Below are 21,972 nucleotides of genomic sequence, written 5' to 3'. Positions count from 1 at the left end.
GTATATAAATGCGAGCCATGCGAAAAATATTGATCCTTTTAATTTCCTTTATCGGACTGAGTTTAAATGCCCAAAAAATGAGTGAATCCAAAGAATATGCCCGCGCCCTTTTTGCCTCTGGTTGCTATTGGGGAACGGAATACTATATGCAACAAGCAGAAGGTGTAATTGAAACCAATGTGGGTTATGCCGGCGGACATGTAGCTAATCCTACGTATCGAGAAGTATGCACCGGAAGAACCGGACATGCCGAAACCGTAGAGGTAATCTACGATCCGGAAGTAACCGACTATGAAACCCTTTGCAAGCTTTTCTTTGAAACTCACGATCCTTCTCAAGTGAATCGTCAGGGTCCGGATATTGGCACTCAATATCGCACCGCGATCTTTTATTTAAATGATGAACAAAAAGCGATTGCCGAAAAGCTGAAAGCTCAATTGGAAGCTAAAGGTATTAGTGTAGCTACCGAGATTACAGGTGGAGCCACTTTTTACAAGGAGCAAGAAGAATACCATCACGACTATTACCAAAAGAAAGGTGGCACTCCTTACTGCCATACTTACACCAAACGGTTTTAGTAGAGATTTATAGAATTGTTGAAGCCCGGAGAGTTCTGCTTTTCGGGCTTTTTTTTATTCGGCGTACTCGCTAAGTTCTAACCATCGCATTTCCTTAGCCTCCAATTCGGCTTGTAGCTCTTCCAACTGCGAAGAAATCTCCATGATCTTATCCGCATCTGTGGCTGCTGCTTCCAATTTAGCCGCAAGGCTTTCGCGACGAGTTTCTAAGTCCTCAATTTCACCTTCCAAAGCCTCAAACTCCAGCCTTTCTGCATAGGTCAGCTTGGTCTTCTCCTTGGGCTTTTCCGCTGCTTTGGCCTTGGTTTTCACCATGCTCTCATTCCGCAATTTGCGTTGCGCGGCCTCTTCCGCTTGGGCGGCTCGATACTCGGTATAATTACCCGGGAAATCCTTGATTTGTCCTTCTCCTTCAAAGGCAAAAAGGTGATCGCAAATCTTATCCATGAAGTAGCGGTCGTGGGTAACCACCAATACGCAACCCGGAAATTGCATCAGAAAATCCTCCAATACATTAAGGGTTAAAATATCCAGGTCATTGGTGGGCTCATCCAAAATCAAAAAGTTCGGATTGGCCATTAATACGGTGCAAAGGAATAAGCGGCGACGTTCCCCACCACTTAATTTTGATACGTAGGTATATTGCTTGTCGCCATCAAACAGAAAGCGATCCAAAAGCTGGGTGGCACTTAAATCGCCCCCTTTGCCTTCGCGAGGGATGTACTCTGCAATATCCTTCACTACATCAATAACCCGCTTGTCTTCTTTTAGCTCCAATCCGCTTTGGGTATAGAAACCAAATTGTACGGTTTCGCCAATGATAATCTTCCCGCCACTGGGCTCTTCCAAACCGGTTAGCATGCGAAGCAGGGTTGATTTCCCCGATCCATTAGCACCGGCAATCCCTATTTTTTCGCCCTTCTTAAATACGTAGTTGAAGTTTTCAATCAGCTGCTTTTTTCCATAGGACTTCTTCAGTTTATGCACTTCCAAAATCTTACTGCCCAGGCGGGTCATCTTAATATTCAGCTGAAGCTGATCTTCCCGTAAATCTTTACTGGCCTCCTTTTTTATATCATCAAAGGCATCTATCCTGGCCTTGCTCTTGGTGCCTCTCGCTTTGGGCTGACGGCGAATCCACTCCAGTTCCTTGCGCATCAGATTGCGGGCCTTATCCACATTAACCGCCTCCACATCCTGCCGTTCCGATTTGCGCTCCAAAAACTTACTATAGTTACCAGGATGGCGATACAGCTTAGCATCCTCCAATTCGAGGATGGCATCACAAACGGATTCGAGGAAATAACGATCATGCGTCACCATTAAGAGTGTCATACTCTTTTGGCTCAGATAGGTTTCCAACCACTCGATCATATCCAAATCCAAGTGGTTAGTAGGCTCATCTAAGATTAAAAGATCGGGTGATGAAATCAGAATTTTCGCCAGGGCCACTCTTTTTTTCTGGCCCCCGGATAGAGATTCAATTTTCTGCTTTACCTGATGCAGCCCTAATTTCCCTAATACCGTTCGTACCTGTCCCTCAAAATCCCAGGCCTTTAAGCGCTCCATGGCATCAAAAGCTCTTTGATAGCTTTCGGTATCCTCCATGTTCTCCAAAGCTTCCTCATACTGAATCAAGGCCTTGCTCATGGGGTTTTCCGCTGCCAATACGCTTTCGATAATACTGCGTTCGGGGTCTAAATCGGGTTCCTGACTTAAGAACTCCACTCGGATTCCTTTTCTAAAAGTAACCCGACCAGTATCGGGTGCTTCTATGCCCGCAAGGAGTCGTAAGAGAGTAGTTTTACCACTTCCATTTCGGGCCACTAAAGCTGCCTTTTCGCCCTCGGCTAAACCAAAGGAAACCCCTTCAAAAAGCTTCCGGGCTCCATAGGCTTTGGCAATATTTTCAACTGATAGGTAATTCATCACGCAGGGCGCGAAAATACGGATTAGTTGAGGGCAGTAGTGGCTAGTTGACGGCTAAATTCCTGGTACTTCTCCCGAATCATTAAAGGACAATCTATATCCCTTAACAATTGCCCGTAATACCTCTGTTTTTGCTCCCAGTCTGGGACTTGAATTAAACTGGCAATGGCCAATGCGCGAAAGCAATTAAGGAAGCTAAAGCCAGGCAGGGCCTTGGGTTGCTTTGACTCCCGGCTTATCCATTGATGTAGTCTTGGAAGCTCTTGCCATTGCCCCAGCAGACCAAAACCCTCCCGTCGAAAAAAATCTTTGATATGCGCTGCCAAGCGGTCCAAATCACTCTCCCTCGAAAGGTGCAAATGACTTTGCTCGACTTTATGGAACTGCAGTAAGGAACATTGGTAGGTACTATCTTCCGCTAAATTCTCCCATAGGGTTCGGGCATAAGGCTCTACTAATTGCTCAACAATGTTTAGACGCAAGCCAAAATGGCAATCGATATAAGTTTGATTGCCCTCATTTTTTAAGCTTAGGCTGATCGTTTGCCAGCCCCAATCTTCCGTCTTTCGAAATTGATAGGCCAGGGGTAAATAGCTAAAACCCTCCTCCTTGAAAAAGGGCTCCAGCACCCGAAAACTTTGGCTATAGAGGGCATGTCTTAACATTGCTGAAATATAGCTAAAGGGTTTTTCATAAACTTTGAAAGGGAATTTTCCAGACTCATTATGCTTTTGCAGGCCTGTACTTCTGCGTACCTTAGCTCTTTGGTTTTTAAGGTTGGTGGCTATGGCCTATTCTTAATCAACCCTAATTAAGACCAGAGGTTTACAGAAACGAACCGAAATTGTGCAAAATGTCCGATTCCGATAAACCCCTCAGCTTTAGCGGAAACTTAAGTCATGTAGGGGAAACCATTTTCAGTAAAATGACCGCCTTAGCCCAAAAGCATAAGGCTGTAAACCTATCGCAGGGTTTCCCGGATTTTCCGGTAGACCCAGCGCTGATTGAAAGGGTGCATTACTATGTAGATAAGGGTCCTCATCAATATGCACCAATGGCCGGACACCCGGCATTTCGCGAAGAACTCTGTAAGCTGAGCGATCAGGAATTTAACAGTCCCTACAATACGGAAAGTGAAATTTGCGTAACTGCCGGCGCAACTCAGGCTCTGGGCACTGCCTTGGCATGTGCCATCCGCGAAGGAGATGAGGTGATTGTATTTAGTCCGGCTTACGATTCTTATTTTCCCATGATTGAGCTGTATGGGGGAAGGCCCATTACCATTAAACTGCAGCATCCGGATTACAGTGTCGACTGGGATCAGGTGAAAAGGCTCATTAGCCATCGCACCAAAATGATCATAATCAACAGTCCGCATAATCCCAGTGGACGCACCTGGAAAGAAGAAGACTATTTACAGTTACAGGAGTTAGTAAGCGATTCCAATATTCTCATCTTGGCGGATGAAGTCTATGAGCATTTAGTTTTCGACCCTAAGCAAAAACGCAGTGTTCGCCAGTTCCCCGACTTGCGAAAGCGCTCTTTTGTGGTGGGTTCCTTAGGGAAAACTGTTCATGTTACGGGCTGGAAAATTGGCTACTGTTTAGCCCCGGAAAACCTGATGCGTGAATTTAAAAAAGTGCATCAGTACTTTGTTTTTAGCATCAATCATCCTTTACAATGGGCTTTGGCAGATTATTTACCCCGTTTAGACCTAGCAGGATTGGGTAAATTATTCAAGGAGAAACATGATTGGCTCCTTCAAAACTTGCAAGAACGCACTCGTTTTAAAGCCCTTCCCAGCGAAGGCACCTATTTCATGCTAATTGATTATTCGGATATCAGTCAGGAGTCTGAAATGGCTTTCGCCGAAAGGCTTACCACCGAATTTGGAGTGGCCAGTATTCCACTTAGTCCCTTTTATCGAGATCCGGTAGACCATAAAGTCTTGCGATTGTGCTTTGCAAAGGATGATCAAACCCTGGAAAAAGGAGTAGAAGCCCTCTCCAAAGTTTAATTACTGCAACTTCATTTGCAGGTTGAGGTTTAGACCCATAGAATAGGGAATCACCTCAAATGGATAGTCCTCAGTATATATACTATTGGTAAAGTACATTAAGGTAGGCTCAAGACCAATGTTCATATTGGGACTTAAATAATATTGCACTCCTAATTTCAGGCTACTGGATGCCATGTATTTACGGTAACTCCGATCCGCCAGGTCAATAAGTTCAAGAGTACGGTAATCGATAGTAGAACCTTGCGCTTCCAAAAAGTAGAGTAGGCTAAATCCAAATTCGAGATTAATTCGCAGGTGATCCGAAGCCCAAGGTTGGTAACTGATACTCATGGGGAAGTTCAGAAAATGAAAGCTATTGAGGTCGCTAAATGCAATACGTTGCGGATCCTTCAATAAGGTGTAGTTAATAATCTCTCCGTCTTCATTAAAGTTCGCATGACGGAAGTTCACAAAGTCAAACTCCGCATTATAGCTATTGTTAATGTATTCGATTCCGGTATTTAGATAGGTAATTGGCCCAATGCGTTTACTCACCTCTAAACCAATATTTATATTTACCCCGGAAGTCTCAGAGGCCTGCATGGCATCAATAAAATCGCTGTGCAATAAAGTCCGTTTAAGAGGATCAATCTTAAACTCACGGAAAGCGAAATTGGGATAGAGGTTTAAGCTATAAGACCAGGAGCGCTTTTCTTGCAAAGGGCTTATATACGGACCCTTTCTGACACTAATATTATCGGTAAAACCGGGTTTACGAGCCTTAATATCGGCTTCGCTTAAAGTCATCTTCGGCAATTCATAATCAAAGGGAAATGGGCTCTCACCAATCTTCTCCCCTTCTTTAAAAATTGTACCTGCTGGCAGGTTCTTAATTTCTGCCTGATGCTCTGGTCGCGCAATAACTTCTTGTAAAGTCCATTCTTCCAAGGCAGGCTCTTCCTCGCCATCCGAAGCTTCCATTTCAGTAGCATCAGCCATAGCCAACAAAGGGCCCTGAGCTTTCGCCGGACCTTCCTGACTGTTTTTTTGCCTAGCTAATTTTGGAACAGCATCCAACCTGGACTTTTGCTTTTCGGGCAATTCATGCTGCACTTCTACCACCTGATTATCGGCCGCGGGGGTTCGAAGAACCTCCAGGGTTTTAGCGCTTTCAGACTCTGGCTGCGCCTTTTCAGCCGGACTGCTTTTCGTTTCCTGAACCGGGGCATCAAAAGCTTGCTCATTATTTCCCTTCAAGGGCCAATCCCCACTAATAAAGGTTTGACTAAAGCCCAGGAGGAGCAAGACGCTCACCATTCCCGCCACGCGTTTCATTTGTCGGATGCGTGTTGCCCGACGCAATTTGCGCTCAAAATCCAGCCAGTCCGTTTGGGAATCTCCATCCAGAAGACCCAATTTACTGCGGACAAAATCCTCGATATGTCGTAATTGCTTTTTCACTTATGCTTCACCTCGTAGTTTTTTTACCAAGAGTCGCTTGGCTTTGGCTAGTTGGCTTTTACTGGTTCCTTCACTAATGTCTAGTTCCTCAGCTATTTCGCGATGGCTATAACCATCCAAAACATACATACTGAATACAGTACGATAGCCTAAAGGCAGTTCGTTGATCTTTTCAAATACCTCCCGAGCGCTCATTTCTTCGCTCTCTTCCATTTCAAAAAACTGGGGATCGGGCTCTGGAATTTGTACATCTTCCAGGTTTACCTTAATTCCTTTGCGAACTTCCTTACGAATAGCGCTAATGCTATTGTTAATCATAATCCTGGTAATCCAGGTTTGCAAGGAAGCCTGTCCTTTAAACTTTCCGATATTCAAGAAAACCTTGATAAATCCGTCGTGCATTAAATCGCGAGCATGCTCCTGATCCTTTGCATAGCGACGGCAGATATTCAGCATCTTGCCTGAGAACAATTCGTAAACCCGTTTCTGCGCAAGCTTCTCCCCCGCCGCACAGGCGATCACCAACTCTTGCTCGGAGTTGTTTAGCAGAATTTCCTTGGGGGGTCGATAAGCCTCCAGGTCCTCCAGCCGCATGATATGGTCGGGTTTAGAGCTCAATGGAAATCGGGTTCTTTTGATAATAGACGCAGAGTAAAATGAAGCGTTGTCCAATTTAGTGAAAAAAAAAGAGGCCTTCTTTGCAGAAGACCTCTTTAACATCTCATTATCCGAAACTTAGGTTAGGAATCTATTACAATCCATTGACCTCCGGCCACCATATTTTCGGCCACTTTATACTTTAACTCGCGCTTTTCACCGGTACTAAGATTCTGAATAGTAACCTGTTCGTTACGTCCATACTTCTTCTCAGCTACCACCGGTTGGCGCTTGGGAGCCGCTTTAGGCTGCTCGCCGGATGGGCTTCCATCTGCTGAAGGATGCGAAGTTTGCATATTATCGTAAGCACTGCGTTGTGGTGCACGTGCTTGCTGTACTTGTTGCGCATCCTGATTAGGCAATTGACCTTTAAAGAGGAATGAGGCGATCTCGCGATTCATCTCATCTACCATAGAACGGAAGAGTTCAAAAGCCTCAAACTTGTAAATCAATAAAGGATCCTTCTGCTCATATTGCGCAGTAACTACACTTTGACGCAAATCGTCCATATCGCGTAAATGCTCCTTCCACTTATCATCAATCAAGCCCAGGGTAATCGACTTCTCGAAATCGCGGATCAACTGACGACCCTTAGTATTTACTGCCTTTTCGAGGTTGGTAACAATCTGCATTTGCTTGGCCCCATCGGTAAATGGAATCACAATATTCTTGTATTGCTCGCCTTGATTCTCAAACACATTATTAATGATAGGTAAGGCCATTTGGGCAATGCGCTCATTCTTGCTGGTATAAGCCTTCATTACCGCCTCATGAATGGAGTTCACCAATTCGTCAGGGTTAGTTTTCTCAAAGCTCTCCTGATCTACCGGCGTATCCAGACTGAAAACCCTTAGCATTTCGAGCTTAAAGTTTTCATAGTCTTTTGCGGGCTGAGTTTCATTCACTACCGCTTCTACGGTATCGTAGAACATATTGGCAATATCCACCTGCATGCGCTCTCCGTATAAGGCATGGCGACGACGACGATAAATTACTTCACGTTGTGAGTTCATTACATCATCATACTCCAATAAGCGCTTACGAATACCGAAGTTGTTTTCTTCTACTTTTTTCTGCGCTCTCTCAATACTGCGGGTTACCATACTATGTTGGATCACCTCACCTTCTTCCAGTCCCATGCGGTCCATAATTTTGGCCACACGCTCTGAATTAAAGAGACGCATTAATTCATCCTCGAGTGAAACGAAGAACTGCGAGCTACCGGGGTCTCCCTGACGACCCGAACGTCCGCGTAACTGACGGTCTACCCGGCGCGAATCATGACGCTCCGAACCAATAATTGCCAATCCACCAGCTGCTTTTGCTTCGGGAGTAAGCTTAATATCGGTACCCCGACCCGCCATATTGGTTGCGATGGTAACCTTTCCGGGCTGACCCGCTTCGGCTACGATTTCGGATTCCTTTTGGTGCAATTTCGCGTTCAGCACATTATGGGGAATCTTACGAATTTTAAGCGCTCGACTTAGCACCTCCGAAATCTCCACATTGGTGGTACCCACCAATACCGGACGACCTGCTTCCACCAGTTTGGAAATTTCTTCAATAATGGCATTGAACTTCTCGCGGCGAGTGCGGTAAACCAAATCTTCACGGTCATCGCGAATAATGGGCTTATTGGTCGGAATTACGGTTACCTCCAATTTGTAGATATCCCATAATTCTTCAGCTTCCGTTTCGGCTGTACCGGTCATACCGCTCAGCTTATTATACATCCGAAAGTAATTCTGTAAGGTAACGGTCGCATAGGTTTGAGTGGCCGCTTCGATCTTTACATTTTCTTTGGCTTCAATCGCCTGATGCAAACCATCAGAATAACGACGCCCGTCCATGATACGACCGGTTTGCTCATCAACGATTTTCACCTTATTATCCATCACCACATACTCATTGTCCTTTTCAAACAAGGTATAGGCCTTGAGCAATTGGTTCATGGTGTGGATGCGCTCACTCTTGATCGAGAATTCACGCATAATTTCATCCTTGCGCTTAGCTTGCTCATCAGCCGGAAGGCCTTCTGATTCAAGTGCAGAAAGCTGAGTGGAAATATCTTCTAGAATGAAGAAATCCTTATCTGTATCCCCGGAAATCAACTCAATCCCGCGGTCGGTAAGGTCAATCTGATTGCTTTTTTCATCGATGGTAAAGAAGAGTTCATCATCAATGATATGCATGTTTTTATTCTGCTCCTGCATGTAGAAGTTCTCCGTCTTCTGCAAGAGGGTCTTAATCCCTTCTTCACTTAGGAATTTTATCAGGGCTTTGTTTTTGGGCATACCGCGGTATACTCTCAAAAGCTTCTTAGCCCCTTCTTCCTTATCTTCTTTCGTACCGGAGGCGATTAAGCTACGTGCTTCTCGCAGTTCGCTGGTAGCTAAAGCCTTTTGGGCATTTACCAATTTTACCACATGGGGTTTCAATTGGTTAAATTCCTGGCGATCGCCCTGGGGAGTAGGTCCAGAAATAATTAATGGTGTACGTGCCTCATCAATCAATACCGAATCCACCTCATCCACAATAGCATAATTGTGGACTCTTTGTACCAAATCTTCGGGGCTACCCGCCATATTGTCGCGCAGGTAATCGAAACCGAACTCATTATTGGTACCATAAGTAATGTCGGCTTGATAGGCTTTACGGCGTTCTTCTGAATTAGGACGATGGCGATCAATGCAGTCAACACTCAGACCGTGAAATTGATAGAGTGGTCCCATCCATTCAGAGTCACGACGGGCCAGGTAATCGTTTACCGTCACCACATGCACACCTCTTTGGGGAAGAGCATTTAAATAAACGGGCAAAGTAGATACCAGGGTTTTACCTTCACCCGTAGCCATCTCAGCAATAGAGCCTTTATGTAAAACTGATCCACCAATAAGCTGCACATCATAGTGCAACATATCCCAATGAATATCGGCCCCGGCGGCTTTCCACTGGCTGCTCCAAATGGCCTTATCGCCTTCTATTCGAACTCCATCCAATTTAGAAGCCAGTTCGCGATCCTTCTCGGTGGCCGTCACAACCAGCTCTCCGTTTTCTTTCCAGCGACGAGCAGTTTCCTTCACGACGGCAAAGGCCTGCGCACGAATTTCATCGAGGGCCTTTTCTATTTCTTCAGTTATCTTTTCGTTGAGAGCATCAATCTGCTCATAGAATTGCTCCTTTTGCTCAATTTCTTCTTCCTGCTCAATTTTATCACGCAATTCAGCAATTTCCTGCTCCTCATTTTGGATGGCTTCCTGGATCTTAGCCTGAAACTCAGCGGTACGCGCACGGAGTTGATCGTCAGATATTCCTTTAAGCTTTTCGAACTCAGCGTTAACCTCGTCCACTAAAGGTTGAAGGGCTTTCATATCTCGGTCACTCTTGGTGCCGAATATCTTGGCGAGAATGTTTCCCAACATTTAAATTCAATTTTGTCTTAAGCGAAGGATCGCAAAGGTATTAAAAGGTGACGCGTATGCCTCATAGAAATTAGGCGCTAAAAGCCTTTTTTCAGTTAGGGCGAAGGAATATTCGTAAATTAACTTCCTTAAAGCCCCTGCATGAAAAGTTATCAATTAAGCCTTCCTCAAAATTCGATGGATGGCCTCAATCAAATTGATTTCAAACCCCAGCTTATTTTGATCTTCGGAGGAAAAACGCTTCTCCAGCAAAGCGACTGGGTTCAAGAAATACGCCGGAAATTTCCACAAGCCATAATGGCAGGCTGTTCTACCGCTGGTGAAATTTCGGGCACCACCGTAAAGGACGAAAGCCTTTCGGTAAATTTCATTGCCTTCGAGCGCAGCGAGGTTCGCTATCAGGAATTCAATATCAATGATAGCCGTAAAAGCTTTGAAGCGGGAAAAACCCTGGCTGAAAGCTTTGAAACCGAAAATTTAAAACACCTCTTTATCCTTTCAGATGGCCTCAATGTAAATGGCAGCCAATTAGTTGACGGACTAAGAAAGGGAATTTCAGACACTATTTCCATCACCGGGGGCCTTGCAGGGGATGGTCCCCTATTCGAGCAAACCCTGTTAATTGACAATGATGGAGTCCTCCAGGATCAACTTCTTATCGCCTTAGGTTTTTATGGTGATTTAAGTGTAAGTTTTGGCTCTATGGGAGGCTGGGATTCCTTTGGCATTGAAAGGCTGGTCACTAAATGCCGGGATAATGTTCTTTATGAACTGGACCACCAGCCTGCTTTGCAGTTGTACAAGAGCTTTTTAGGGGAAGAAGCGGGTAATTTGCCGGCTTCAGGGCTTTTATTTCCCTTAAGCATGCGCTATTCGGAAGACAAGCGCCCCCTGGTGCGAACCATTTTGGGGGTAAGTGAAAAAGACCAAAGCCTCACCTTTGCCGGCGATATCCCGGAGGGCGCATACATTCGGTTAATGAAGGCCAATGTTAACCGCTTAATTGATGGAGCCGAAGAAGCCGCTGATCTAGCAAAACTGCCGTTCACCGAATTTGCCATCTGTATTAGTTGCGTGGGTCGTAAATTAGTGCTTCGTCAAATGGTAGAGGAAGAAATTGAAGCGGTGGCCGAGCTTCTCGGGCCCAACTGCACCCTTACTGGCTTTTACTCCTATGGCGAAATTGCCCCTTTTAAAAAGGGTGCAGAATGTGAGTTGCATAACCAAACCATGACCATAACCAGCTTCTCCGAAATTGAAAAAAACTGATCTCCATCGATTATTACGAAGGCAAATTCGGAAGTACCTCAAAGCTGATGAGGAAATACCTGCTGGATTTTTAAAAGCTGTTAATCAGGCATATCTGGATTTTGATCAAGATATAAAGCAAGCCGAGAACATTTTGGAACTCAGCTCCCAGGAACTTTTTAAGGCCAATCGGGAACTGCGTAAAACCATTGAAACCAAAGCTGCGGAGGCCGATGCTTTAAGTGCGCGTCTTTCGCGAATTGTAAACAATGTTCAAGAAGTAATATTTCAAACCGACATTAATGGTTGCTGGACCTTTTTAAACTCAGCCTGGGAACGAATTACCGGCTATACGGTAGAAGAAAGCTTGGGCACCAGTTTCACCAGCATGGTGTATGAGGATGACAAGGAAACCAGCATGTACCATCTTTCAGAACTGGTAAACGGCACTGAAACTACCAGTCGTTATAACTTACGCTATATCACCAAATCCGGTGAAATCAGATGGACTGAAGCGATTGTAACTCTCGACCTGGATCCTGATGGTAGATTATTGGGCGCTTCCGGAACCCTAACTGATATAAATGCCCGATACGTTGCCGAAGAAAAACTCAGACAAGCGAGCTATAACCTCAATCAGGCACAAGCCCTAACCAAGCTTGGTTCTTTTGAACATCCACTTTCCTCTATAGGAACCTCCTATTGGTCTCCACAGATGTTCCGCTTATTAAGCCTGCCCGGAATAAACTCCCCTCAAATTAGTGATCTCCTAGAAGTGGTAGATGAACCATGGCGCGAAAAATTAAGCCAGGCCTTCCGCTTACTTACTGAGGAAAACCAGGAGTTTAAAATGGAAGTTTCGGTTAACCAGGAAAAGGCCTGGATGCTGCTTCGAGCCGAAAAGCAAAAAGGTCGTTTAAGCTCCGGTGAAATAATTACCGGTACCTTAATGGATATTACGGAAAGAAAGGGCTTCGAAAAAGAATTGATTGTCGCCAAATTAATGGCCGAAAAGGCCTTGGCCGCCAAGTCGGATTTCCTCTCCAATATGAGTCATGAGATTCGCACCCCTATGAATGCCATTGTGGGGCTCACAGAAATCTTACTTCAAGAGAAAAATCTCGACCCCAAAGTTTTACGGAACCTAGAATTGATTGAATACTCGGCTGATAATCTCCTGGTGATCATCAATGATATTCTGGATTACTCGAAAATTGAAGCCAATAAAGTTGAGCTGGAGCAGATTCCTTTCGATTTGCGAAATCTTTTGAATAAACTACTGGAAACCTGGCGACTTAAAGCACGACATAATAAAGTGGAACTGCTCCTGGAAATTGACGATCAAGTTCCTGATCAGCTGCTGGGCGACCCCTATCGTCTCAATCAGATTCTACTCAATCTCATAAGTAATGCCCTGAAATTTACTCGTAAAGGTGCGGTTAAAACAAGCGTCCAGGTAAAAATGAATAAGGGTGAAGAATGGGATATCCTCTTTAAGGTGCAAGACAGTGGTATTGGCATCTCCGCTGAAAAGCTAAGCAGCATCTTCGAAAGCTTTACCCAGGCCTATACTGATACTACGCGGAATTTCGGAGGCACGGGTTTAGGACTGGCCATCTCTAAAAGGTTAGTGGAACTGCAAGGCGGCGAAATTTGGGTAGACAGTAAAGTAGGGGAAGGCAGTTGCTTTTACTTCAATGTCATTCTGCATGAAAGTCATGAAAGCGCTCAAAAGGACCCTGAACTGGAAGCCGATCTTAGCAATGGTTTAAACGGCATCGAAATATTGGTTGCCGAAGACAATAAGGTAAATCAGATGCTAATCATGCAGGTTTGCAAAAACTGGAATGCCCATCTCGAAATGGCTGACAATGGCAAAGTTGCCCTGGATAAAAGCCGCGAAAAAGAATTCGATGTGATTTTAATGGACCTCCAAATGCCGGAAATGAATGGCTTTGAAGCGGTGCAAAGTATTCGAAATGATGAAGGCAATGCCAATTTCAAAACTCCCATTCTGGCGCTCACGGCAGATGCCATGCCAGAGACTAAAAACTATGTGAAACGCAACGGTTTTAATGGTTATATCACCAAACCCTTTAAAAGTGAAGAGCTTTTAAAGGAAATCACCCGTTGCATGGAGCAAAGCACTCCATAAAAAAAGCCCCCAAAAATGGAGGCTTTTTGTTTTAGTATTCATCTTCATTCCATAGGAAATCCTCTTCCGAGGGGTAGTCAGGCCAAATGTCTTCGATGGATTCATAAACCTCTTCCTCCTCTTCTTCCATCGCCTGGAGGTTTTCTACCACTTCCAATGGCGCACCGGTTCTGATCGAATAGTCAATCAGTTCATCTTTAGTAGCAGGCCAGGGAGCGTCGCTCAAATAGCTTGCAAGTTCTAAGGTCCAGTACATACGCGTTCGCTAAAGTGTTAGAGTCAAAATTTTTGCAAAAATAATTTTTTCAAGGACCTACGCAAGTGGAATTTCACAGCGATTGTCCTCAAAGGTTTAAGGCTTCCATTTGGTTTCCACCCCATTATGCTTCAATGTGTAGTAGCGAGCAAGGGTAAAGAGGTAGTCACTAAGCCGGTTTAAGAAAGGTAATATTACCGGATGCATACTTATCTCCTGTAATTCTAAATCGATTACCCTACGCTCTGCCCGGCGACAAATGGTGCGGGCCACATGCGCATAAGAAGCACTTAAATCGCCACCAGGAATGATAAAACTTCGTAATTGCTCAAGCTCCAAATTCATGGTATCCATGTCTTGCTCCAATTTTTGGATGAGCGATTCTTTAATTTCTGGCAGGGGATATTTATTCTTTTCAGTGGCGGATAAATGGGAGCCGATCGAAAATAAAGTACTCTGAATATTCTCGATATCCGGGTTAAAATCCTTGAATTTCGCACTGTCCTTCATCACCGCTATACAAGCGTTAAGCTCATCAACGGTTCCGTACGCTTCAATTCGTGCATGATTTTTTGCAACCCTCTCTCCTGATACTAAGGAGGTTTGCCCTTTATCGCCGGTTTTTGTGTATATCTTCATTCCCAATAGGGTCTATTTTAATAAATTCACGAGGCAATATTAGCATATCAAGGGGGAAGGTAAATTGTTCAAAGAAAATTCAAGGTGTCACAAATATTGATTGTCGGGCAGGAAAATGCCATTCGAAGTCAAATGCTGGAAGGAATTTTAAAGAAGAAACTGGGACATAAATCCCGTATTTTCAGTTGCGGCTTTGAGCCCAGCGGCGTGGATCCGCAAGCCATTCGTGCCATGGCCGAAGAGCAGATTGTGATTGCCGGACATACCTCCGATGCCCTTGAAGAGTTTCACGGTTTTGAATTTGATCATATTTTCTTCTTCCCAATAGAAAAGAAAGAACATCTACTATCCCTTTTCCCCAAAAGTAACTTGATTCACCTAGCCATCCCAGAAATTTCAGGTTATGGCGGAGCGCAGCGCTTAGAACAAATTCGACGGTTAAGTGTCGATTTGCAAGAAAAGGCGCAGGAGCTTATTGCCGGCTACCTTTCCTGAATAATCTTTGTCGTATATTAAAAAACCAAAAAGCACCTGGAAATGGAGGGGATGGCCGAATTAGCCAGTATTCTGATTCTAAGCGTATTTGCGCAATGGATGGCCTGGAAAATTAAGATTCCAGCCATTTTACCATTAATAATAATAGGCCTGGCCCTCGGTCCTGGCTCTACCTTTTTCACCAGCAATGGCGAAAAAATCCTGGATGGTGATCATATCTTCTCCGGAGATCTACTTTTTGCATTTGTCTCAATATCGGTTGGCGTTATTTTATTTGAAGGCGGCCTTACTTTAAAACTGCGGGAGATTCGTCATCAAGCCGGAGTGGTTCGAAACCTCCTGTTTTTTGGCCCCATTATTACCCTGGCCGGCGGTGGTTTTGCTGCACATTATTTGATGGGGATGGATTACACCCTCTCCTTCCTTTTCGGGGCACTGATCATTGTCTCAGGCCCCACGGTGGTAACGCCGATCTTGCGTAATGTTCGCCCCAATATTCGTATCAATAATGTTTTAAAATGGGAAGGTATTTTGATCGACCCTCTGGGGGCCTTGATTGCGGTATTGGTATATGAGTTTATTCAGACCTCCGATTTTACCAGTCCCAGCACTACGGGTGTTTTTAAAGAATTCTTTTTAACCGTCGCCTCGGGAATGTTCGTGGGAGGCTTGGCGGCCTTTTTCCTGCGCTGGTTACTTCAAAAAAATCGGATCCCTTCCTATCTCCGCAATGTAATGGCCCTGGGAATGGTGATTTTCGCCTTCACCTTTGCCGAATTTCTGGCTCATGAGGCCGGATTAATGTCGACCACTTTTATGGGGATTATTCTCGCCAATGTGAAAGTACAAGAGCTCAAGAAAATCCTTTCCTTTAAAGAAGATGTAAGCATCATTCTGATTTCAGTACTCTTTATTCTTCTTTCCAGTCGTATACACGTAGAGCAAATTGAAAAGCTAGGCTTAAATGCCCTAATCCTCTTTGGTATAGTGATTCTCATTTTACGCCCCTTGGCCGTTTGGCTTAGTACTCGAAATTCAGGTTTCAACTGGCGCGAGGTAGTCTTTATGTCTTGGGTAGGACCCAAAGGTATTGTAGCGGCCGCTGTAGCTTCTCTCTTTGCCCTGCAATTAACTTCTGGCGAAAGAGCCGATGTTAATGTGGCGCAAGCCGAATTGATTTTACCGCTTACCTTTTTAATGATAGTAGGTACTGTAATCTTGCAAGGAGCTACCGCAAAACCCTTTGCTCGATTGCTAAAAGTAGAACGGGAAGAACCTCGGGGTTTCCTGATTGCCGGAGCTAACGAAAATTCGCGTTTCCTGGCTCAATTTCTACAAAATCAAGGGGTCGATGTGATTTTGGCCGACACCTCCAAAACCAATCAACAGGAAGCCCGTCGCATGGGTTTTGAAGTATTTGAAGGCAGTATTCTCAGTGACAATGTCTATGAAGAACTCGACCTTAATAATATTGGAATCTTGATGGCCATGACTTCGAGTGCAGAGATTAATGGCCTGGCCTTAAAGTATTTCGATGAGGAATTTGGCCCTAATAAAACCTTTAGGCTCTGCAGCAAAAAGGAACAAGAACTCCCTGAAATTGACCACCCTCCTTGCGTATTATTCGGCGGAAGGGTTGATTATCTAAATCTTGCGCAGTCGGTACGACAAGCCAAGCAAATGACCCTTCGGGAATGTAATAATATGGAGGACTACGAGAAAATTTGCAAAGAGTATCACTCCCAGATCATTCCCATGTTCCGCATCCATAAGGAAAACCTTGAGGTAATTGCTCGAGACCTTCCGGATTTCAGCAAAGGAGACCAGTTGGCTTTCATTCCTCTGCACAATGCGCGATCCTCTTCAAAAGACGCTTAATTTGGTGACGAAAGTGCCAAATTAGAGTTTGAATGTTAATATCTTTAGCCACTCGCTAAGTCTCAATAGTGTCAAGTGGGGGTATTAAAGCATGGGGAATCGCTTGCCTGGGCAAAATAATAATGGGCATTTCCAAGCTTTGCTTCTTCCAACTGAACCGTAGAATAAACTTCTTGTTATCTGCTAAATTGCAGCATTGCGACTTGTTAAAAATTAGCGAAGTTGAATATGATTTGCCCTTAAGGAGCCTCTAAGTTTGTAACATGCTATTAGTAAAAACCCCCAAACTACTCTAAGGCGCTGACATGCTCCGCTTTACACTAATATTATTTCTTAGCATCCTACTAGTTTCCTGTCAATACCAAAGACCGGAAAACGCTCGGGTGCAGATTCAAAAGATCAATGGACAAGCCCGCTTTACCATTGATGGTCAGGTACACGAAATAAAAGGTCTGGCTGGTCATACCCATTTACAAGAGGCTCATAGAATTGGTGCCAATACCATCCGTACCTACGACACCACTGGCTTAGAAGCTATTCTAGACAGTGCCCATCATCACGGATTAAAAGTAGTAGCCGGAATTTGGCTCCCTAAAAGTCATGTGCCCTGGCTCTATCATAGCGAAGAGCACAGCAATAAGCTGGGAAAAGAATTGGTCGCCTTAGGGCGAAAATACCGCGATCATCCTGCCCTTTTGAGTTGGTGTTTGGGCAATGAATTGATCTTTTACGATCTCAGCGATTTTAGTTTTTCTCGCACCTATAATCGACTTTTAGATTCGCTTCGAAGCGGAGATCCCGAACACCCGATCGGAACTGCCTTCGCAAATTACGGTCATAAGGCCATCCTCAATTTTGCCCTTAAGATTCGAAGTATCGATTACCTCATCATAAACACTTTTGGGCGCTTACCAAAGCTAAGCGATGACATGGATGATTTGGACTGGCTATGGTCGAAACCCTTTTTAATTGGAGAGTTTGGGGAAAATGGTCCCTGGGAAACCGAGTGGACCAAATGGGGTGCTCCTTTGGAACCAAGCAGTAGCCAAAAAGCAGAAATAACCCATAGGCGTTTTAAGGAACTCCCCGGCGATCACCCTCAGTTTTTAGGGGCTTTATTTTTCAATTGGGGATGGCGTCATGAGCAAACCCATACCTGGTTTAATGTTTTTTCCAAGAAGGGAGAACGCAGTGCTCTGTACTATGAACTGGCCTTGCAATACGGCAATAGTTCCATTCCGACTATTCCTAAAATTGAAAGCCTAAAAATTGACGGAACAAAAAAGGCCAATGACCTCTGGTTTGAAAGCAATGAATGGCATACCGCCCAAATAGAGCTACCTGAAAACCTTTCCGCTGATAGTTTAAAGATTGAGTGGTCGGTGCGCACTGAGGATTGGTTTTTCTTAAAAGCGGATAGCCCTCCTCCTTTGCCAGACCTTATTGAATATTCTGAGGATCGCAAAAGCATTAAATTCCGCTGCCCTCCCAAAGCGGGGCCTTTCCGGCTCTTTGTAAGTATACACGATCAGAAGGGGCACTTTGCCTCTGCAAATCTTCCTTTCTATGTGGTACGATAAAGCAAGGCCCACTCCCATAATTGCGCCCAATTCGCGCCAGCGCTTTGTAATTCGAGCAATGATCATTGTAGGGATTGCTGCCATGGTGCTCTTCTTTACCGAAATTACTCGAGAGGAATACATTGGCTACCCCTACTTTTACTATCCATTGCTCTTTTCTCTGGGCTATATGGGACTGCGAATTTTATACGAATGGTACCATTACTGGGATATGTCGGCTCCGGAGACCCCCCCGCTAAAACAAGACTTTTCAGTCGACATTTTTACCACTTTCGTACCCGGCGAGCCTTATGATATGCTTATCCAAAGCCTGGAGGCCATTCAAGCCATTAGCTATCCTCATACTACCTACCTCTGTGATGAAGGAAATGACCCCTACCTTAAAGAGCAATGCGAGCGCCTGGGGGTTGTGCATGTTTATCGGGGTCCGGTAAAAACCAATGCCAAGGCGGGTAATATCAATCATGCAATTTACAATCATGCACAAGGGGATATATGCCTAATTCTTGATCCGGATCATGTACCTGCACCGGATTTCCTGGATTGGGTTTTACCGCATTTCCAAAATCCTGAAGTGGGTTTTGTTCAAGTAGTACAGGCTTACGACAATATTTACGAAAATCTCATCGCCAAGGCATCGGCTCAGCAAACCTTTCAGTTTTACGGGCCCATTATGATGAGTATGAACAGCTATGGTACCGCTCAGGCGATCGGCGCTAATTGTACCTTCCGCCGTAAGGCACTAGATAGCATTGGCGGACATGCTCCCGGTCTGGCGGAAGACATGCACACCTCTATGAAGCTGCATGCCGCCGGATGGAAATCAGTTTATGTGCCCCGTATTTTAAGTCGAGGCCTGGTGCCTAATACCTTATCCGCCTATTATAAGCAGCAGCTCAAATGGTCGCGAGGGGTATTTGAACTTCTGGTCACCACCTATCCTCGTATATTCAGCAAACTAAGCTGGCGACAAAGGTTTCACTATGGTCTATTGCCCTGGCATTATTTCATGGGATTCCTTTTCCTGATCAATTTCATGATCCCCATTTTATCGCTGTTTAGCTCCTACATTCCCATGCAGGTGGGTTTAGCCTATTTCCTCACCTTTGCCGCCCCCCTTTTGGTATTTATAATCCTCATTCGGCATTATGTCCAAAAGTGGGTTATGGAAGAGGATGAACGTGGTTTTCATGTTCAGGGAGGACTGATTTCCATTGGCACCTGGTGGATACATGCCCTGGGTTTCGTGTACACTGTATTGCGTCGCAAGGTGCCCTATAATCCCACGCCCAAAGACGGACAGGAAGAAAATACCCTCCGTTTAAATATCCCCAATTTGGCTATGGCCGGATTGAGTATCGCCGCCATTATCTATGGTCTTTGGCGAGACTTCAATCCCTACAATTTAATTATGGCAGGCTTTGCGGCCTTGAACATCTTATTTATTGGCTTCGTCTTTTTTGCCAGTATGCAAAATCGCTGGCGGGCTTATAAGAAGGAGGTTCCCTGGCTAGAGCGACTCTTTGTGCGTATTTGGTACCTCAAAGATTGGTTTTGGAAGGTTCGCCATGGTTCCTATCAATTTGTAAGATCAGTTGCCTTTCCGGTGGTAATTTTATTGGCAGGCTTCCTTTGGTATATAAGTCTGCAGCGCGACATCACCAATATGGAAACCACTAAGGAAAATCCGAAACTGGCCCAACATTTTATAGCGGATCAAAATGCAGAATCACCCTATCGGGTTCAGTATCGCGCCTTTCCATTTTTAAGCCCATCCATTCCCATTGAGGGTTTTTTACTGCGCTGCAATGGCCAGCAGAAGTATCCTTATATCCATTGGCAAATCGAAAACGACAGTATAGACCTCTTGGAGTTTCACCAGCTCCTTCACTCTGGCGCCCTTGATTCACAACTAGCCATTTGGGCAGAAGCCATAAAAGTGTTTAAACACCCCCTTTACCTGGCACCCTTTCCTGAATTTGGAGAACTTAATGATCAGTCCAGCCAAAAGCTGCATCGCGATTTATGGAAATATTTGAATCAATATTTCAATCTGGCCGGCATAAACAACTTAATGCTGGTGTACAACAGCCCCGGCCCGGAGTATATCGAAGCATCCTTTCCGGGCTTTAAGTATCTGAGTTTTATCGAGATCGATGCAGGGGTAATGCTGCAAAGTGAGAACCCCTTAGATAGTCTTCAATCCTATTTAGTTCGAGCCAGTTTTCAGAATGATGTGCCATGGGTTTTACGTTTCAAAGAATCCCTTAGTGAAGCCAATCTTGAACTGCTGGATAGCATTAGTAGTCTATACCCCAATTTCAGCGGCATTCTTTGTACCAATTCAAATGAAACTATTGCCGATGATTTAAATAGACCCTTCCGGTTTTTCCGTCAAAATCAGCTTCCCGAACCCCAAATAATAGAAAGAGAAAATAAAGTTACCCCCCTCAAATCGGCCTTCTACACCCAAAAAGAAATGGCCTGCAATTACTATAAAGGATTAGATTGGAAGCATACCAAACATCCTCTATTCCGTAGAGTTATTGAGGCTGATTTTAAGGAAATGAAGAGCTTGGGTATAAGTCATATCAATCGCTATGGCCCTAGTTTTTACGACGCTAACATATTTAAAGAGGCCGAAAAAGAGGCTTTAAAAATCAGCTATTGCTTTTACATCGGTAATATCAAAAGCTTTAGTCCTGATAATATAGAATTACAAAAACTTGAAGAGGATATTCTGGATTTGGTTCGCGAAAACCGCGATGAAAAAAGCATCGTAGCCTGGCATTTAGGTGGCGCAGCTTTTAGCCAATTATCACAGTTCTACCAACCACCACAGCTTTTATATGAAGAAGATCAACTAATCCGCTGGTTGGATAAAATGAGTACAGAAATTAAGGCCTTGGACTCCAGCCGCCCTCTTTCTGCTGAACTAAATTTCAGCGTTAATCTAATTGAGGAGGCCCGAAGCATATTTACCGGAGCCCGTGGTTTGGATGGTATTGGAGTTAATATTGTAGAGGGTCAAACCAGCCTTGCCGAACTGCAAAAGAGAATGGCTCAATGTCAAAGTCCATTGTTTATTCAATCGGTAGGCCCAGACTTAGGTGTTCCTCTGGCGGAGATGGGATTCAGAGTAAGCTTTAATGCCTGGCAAGACGATATATTCGCCAGCCACGTTGCCCTACAAGGACTTAAAAACCTCGATGGGTACAAGAAACGAGCTTATGCCAAATTGGAGGCTTCTAAATTAAAGGAGACTGAGAATACCCTTAGTACTTTCGAGGAGTTTAAAGTGATCCCATTGGCCCGAGCGGCCTTTAGCGGGCAATATCAATCCTACCTCTGCTTATTAAAAGAAAATGGTAAATGGCGAGCCTTGGATGAGGAAGAGGTTCAGGTTGACTGGTACTTACTTAAACTGGACAATTTTAATGAACCGGCTCTGATAAAGCGATTGCGTGAAAACGGTCCTTATATATCCATCCAATTACCAGAAGCCAGCCATCGCTATCAATTAGTCGCTTATTTAGTGAAAGATGGCTATACCCTGGACACTCGCAGCAGTCTTGGCACTCCACTCTATTTTGGCACTGAGCTACATACGCCCACTCGTGAAGAACTCGAATACCAACGGAAGAAAAGCCTCTGATTGCTTTAGTACCTTTGTCC

15 protein-coding genes are annotated in these 21,972 nt (G+C 44.6%); 8 read left to right on the top strand and 7 right to left on the bottom strand.

What is annotated here, in order from left to right; translation table 11 throughout:
• The first annotated feature begins 17 nt into the window (after positions 1-17).
• On the top strand, positions 18-578 hold the full coding sequence (msrA, locus tag ACO05P_RS13290) for a peptide-methionine (S)-S-oxide reductase MsrA (RefSeq protein WP_246452222.1): 561 nt from the start codon (positions 18-20) through the stop codon (positions 576-578).
• A 54-nt stretch (positions 579-632) separates the two neighbouring features.
• On the opposite strand, the gene ACO05P_RS13285 is transcribed toward msrA, so the two are convergent.
• Together ACO05P_RS13285 and ACO05P_RS13280 are read right to left on the bottom strand one after the other, a co-directional pair.
• Entirely contained in the window at positions 633-2,507 is a 1,875-nt protein-coding gene (locus tag ACO05P_RS13285) for an ABC-F family ATP-binding cassette domain-containing protein (RefSeq protein ID WP_421751535.1), read from the bottom strand.
• A gap of 23 nt (positions 2,508-2,530) precedes the next feature.
• A complete protein-coding gene (locus tag ACO05P_RS13280; protein WP_421751534.1) occupies positions 2,531-3,172 on the bottom strand; it encodes a hypothetical protein in 642 nt (213 codons plus the stop codon).
• 188 nt (positions 3,173-3,360) lie between these two features.
• Here ACO05P_RS13280 and ACO05P_RS13275 point away from each other — a divergent pair, with 188 nt between their 5' ends.
• Complete coding sequence (locus tag ACO05P_RS13275) at positions 3,361-4,524, top strand: methionine aminotransferase (protein ID WP_421751533.1); 1,164 nt, start codon at positions 3,361-3,363, stop codon at positions 4,522-4,524.
• Here the strand turns inward: ACO05P_RS13275 and ACO05P_RS13270 are convergent, their stop codons facing one another.
• The 3 genes from ACO05P_RS13270 to secA form a co-directional block, all read right to left on the bottom strand.
• On the bottom strand, positions 4,525-5,967 hold the full coding sequence (locus ACO05P_RS13270) for a hypothetical protein (protein WP_421751532.1): 1,443 nt from the start codon (positions 5,965-5,967) through the stop codon (positions 4,525-4,527).
• Complete coding sequence (locus tag ACO05P_RS13265) at positions 5,968-6,561, bottom strand: RNA polymerase sigma factor (protein WP_210760474.1); 594 nt, start codon at positions 6,559-6,561, stop codon at positions 5,968-5,970.
• A 146-nt stretch (positions 6,562-6,707) separates the two neighbouring features.
• Complete coding sequence (secA, locus tag ACO05P_RS13260) at positions 6,708-10,046, bottom strand: preprotein translocase subunit SecA (RefSeq protein WP_421751530.1); 3,339 nt, start codon at positions 10,044-10,046, stop codon at positions 6,708-6,710.
• 141 nt (positions 10,047-10,187) lie between these two features.
• Between secA and ACO05P_RS13255 the strand changes: the two genes are divergently transcribed.
• Positions 10,188-11,315 carry an FIST signal transduction protein gene (locus tag ACO05P_RS13255; protein ID WP_421751529.1) on the top strand — a complete coding sequence of 376 codons (1,128 nt, stop codon included), beginning with the start codon at positions 10,188-10,190 and terminating at the stop codon, positions 11,313-11,315.
• A complete protein-coding gene (locus ACO05P_RS13250; protein ID WP_421751528.1) occupies positions 11,302-13,449 on the top strand; it encodes an ATP-binding protein in 2,148 nt (715 codons plus the stop codon). Before ACO05P_RS13255 ends, ACO05P_RS13250 begins: the two co-directional genes overlap by 14 nt.
• Positions 13,450-13,480: 31 nt before the next feature.
• Here the strand turns inward: ACO05P_RS13250 and ACO05P_RS13245 are convergent, their stop codons facing one another.
• Both ACO05P_RS13245 and ACO05P_RS13240 read right to left on the bottom strand, forming a co-directional pair.
• A complete protein-coding gene (locus tag ACO05P_RS13245; protein WP_210760470.1) occupies positions 13,481-13,705 on the bottom strand; it encodes a DUF2795 domain-containing protein in 225 nt (74 codons plus the stop codon).
• A 96-nt stretch (positions 13,706-13,801) separates the two neighbouring features.
• Positions 13,802-14,344, bottom strand: a complete 543-nt coding sequence (locus ACO05P_RS13240) for a cob(I)yrinic acid a,c-diamide adenosyltransferase (protein ID WP_421751527.1) — start codon at positions 14,342-14,344, stop codon at positions 13,802-13,804.
• Positions 14,345-14,428: 84 nt separating this feature from the next.
• On the opposite strand from ACO05P_RS13240, the gene ACO05P_RS13235 reads away from it, so the two are divergent.
• The 4 genes from ACO05P_RS13235 to ACO05P_RS13220 all read left to right on the top strand — a co-directional run bounded on the left by ACO05P_RS13235 (position 14,429) and on the right by ACO05P_RS13220 (position 21,952).
• Positions 14,429-14,839 (top strand): hypothetical protein, encoded by a 411-nt coding sequence (locus tag ACO05P_RS13235; protein ID WP_421751525.1) that lies wholly within the window; start codon positions 14,429-14,431, stop codon positions 14,837-14,839.
• Between the two features lie 42 nt (positions 14,840-14,881).
• A complete protein-coding gene (locus ACO05P_RS13230; protein WP_421751524.1) occupies positions 14,882-16,717 on the top strand; it encodes a cation:proton antiporter in 1,836 nt (611 codons plus the stop codon).
• A 305-nt stretch (positions 16,718-17,022) separates the two neighbouring features.
• Positions 17,023-18,297, top strand: coding sequence for a hypothetical protein (locus ACO05P_RS13225; RefSeq protein ID WP_421751522.1), 1,275 nt, complete (start codon positions 17,023-17,025; stop codon positions 18,295-18,297).
• A complete protein-coding gene (locus tag ACO05P_RS13220; RefSeq protein ID WP_421751521.1) occupies positions 18,284-21,952 on the top strand; it encodes a glycosyltransferase family 2 protein in 3,669 nt (1,222 codons plus the stop codon). Before ACO05P_RS13225 ends, ACO05P_RS13220 begins: the two co-directional genes overlap by 14 nt.
• Positions 21,953-21,972 lie beyond the last annotated feature (20 nt).

This window comes from Croceimicrobium sp. (genome assembly GCF_965228705.1).
Lineage (GTDB): Bacteria > Bacteroidota > Bacteroidia > Flavobacteriales > Schleiferiaceae > Croceimicrobium.
Note: the sequence above shows the minus strand (reverse complement) of the source record. Positions and strands in the feature narration are given on the sequence as shown.

Coding starts and splice junctions, on each gene's coding strand:
- msrA (WP_246452222.1), top strand. CDS start 18: ATGCGAAAAATATTGATCCTTTTAATTTCCTTTATCGGACTGAGTTTA.
- ACO05P_RS13285 (WP_421751535.1), bottom strand. CDS start 2,507: ATGAATTACCTATCAGTTGAAAATATTGCCAAAGCCTATGGAGCCCGG.
- ACO05P_RS13280 (WP_421751534.1), bottom strand. CDS start 3,172: ATGTTAAGACATGCCCTCTATAGCCAAAGTTTTCGGGTGCTGGAGCCC.
- ACO05P_RS13275 (WP_421751533.1), top strand. CDS start 3,361: ATGTCCGATTCCGATAAACCCCTCAGCTTTAGCGGAAACTTAAGTCAT.
- ACO05P_RS13265 (WP_210760474.1), bottom strand. CDS start 6,561: ATGCGGCTGGAGGACCTGGAGGCTTATCGACCCCCCAAGGAAATTCTG.
- secA (WP_421751530.1), bottom strand. CDS start 10,046: ATGTTGGGAAACATTCTCGCCAAGATATTCGGCACCAAGAGTGACCGA.
- ACO05P_RS13255 (WP_421751529.1), top strand. CDS start 10,188: ATGAAAAGTTATCAATTAAGCCTTCCTCAAAATTCGATGGATGGCCTC.
- ACO05P_RS13245 (WP_210760470.1), bottom strand. CDS start 13,705: ATGTACTGGACCTTAGAACTTGCAAGCTATTTGAGCGACGCTCCCTGG.
- ACO05P_RS13240 (WP_421751527.1), bottom strand. CDS start 14,344: ATGAAGATATACACAAAAACCGGCGATAAAGGGCAAACCTCCTTAGTA.
- ACO05P_RS13230 (WP_421751524.1), top strand. CDS start 14,882: ATGGAGGGGATGGCCGAATTAGCCAGTATTCTGATTCTAAGCGTATTT.
- ACO05P_RS13225 (WP_421751522.1), top strand. CDS start 17,023: ATGCTCCGCTTTACACTAATATTATTTCTTAGCATCCTACTAGTTTCC.
- ACO05P_RS13220 (WP_421751521.1), top strand. CDS start 18,284: ATGTGGTACGATAAAGCAAGGCCCACTCCCATAATTGCGCCCAATTCG.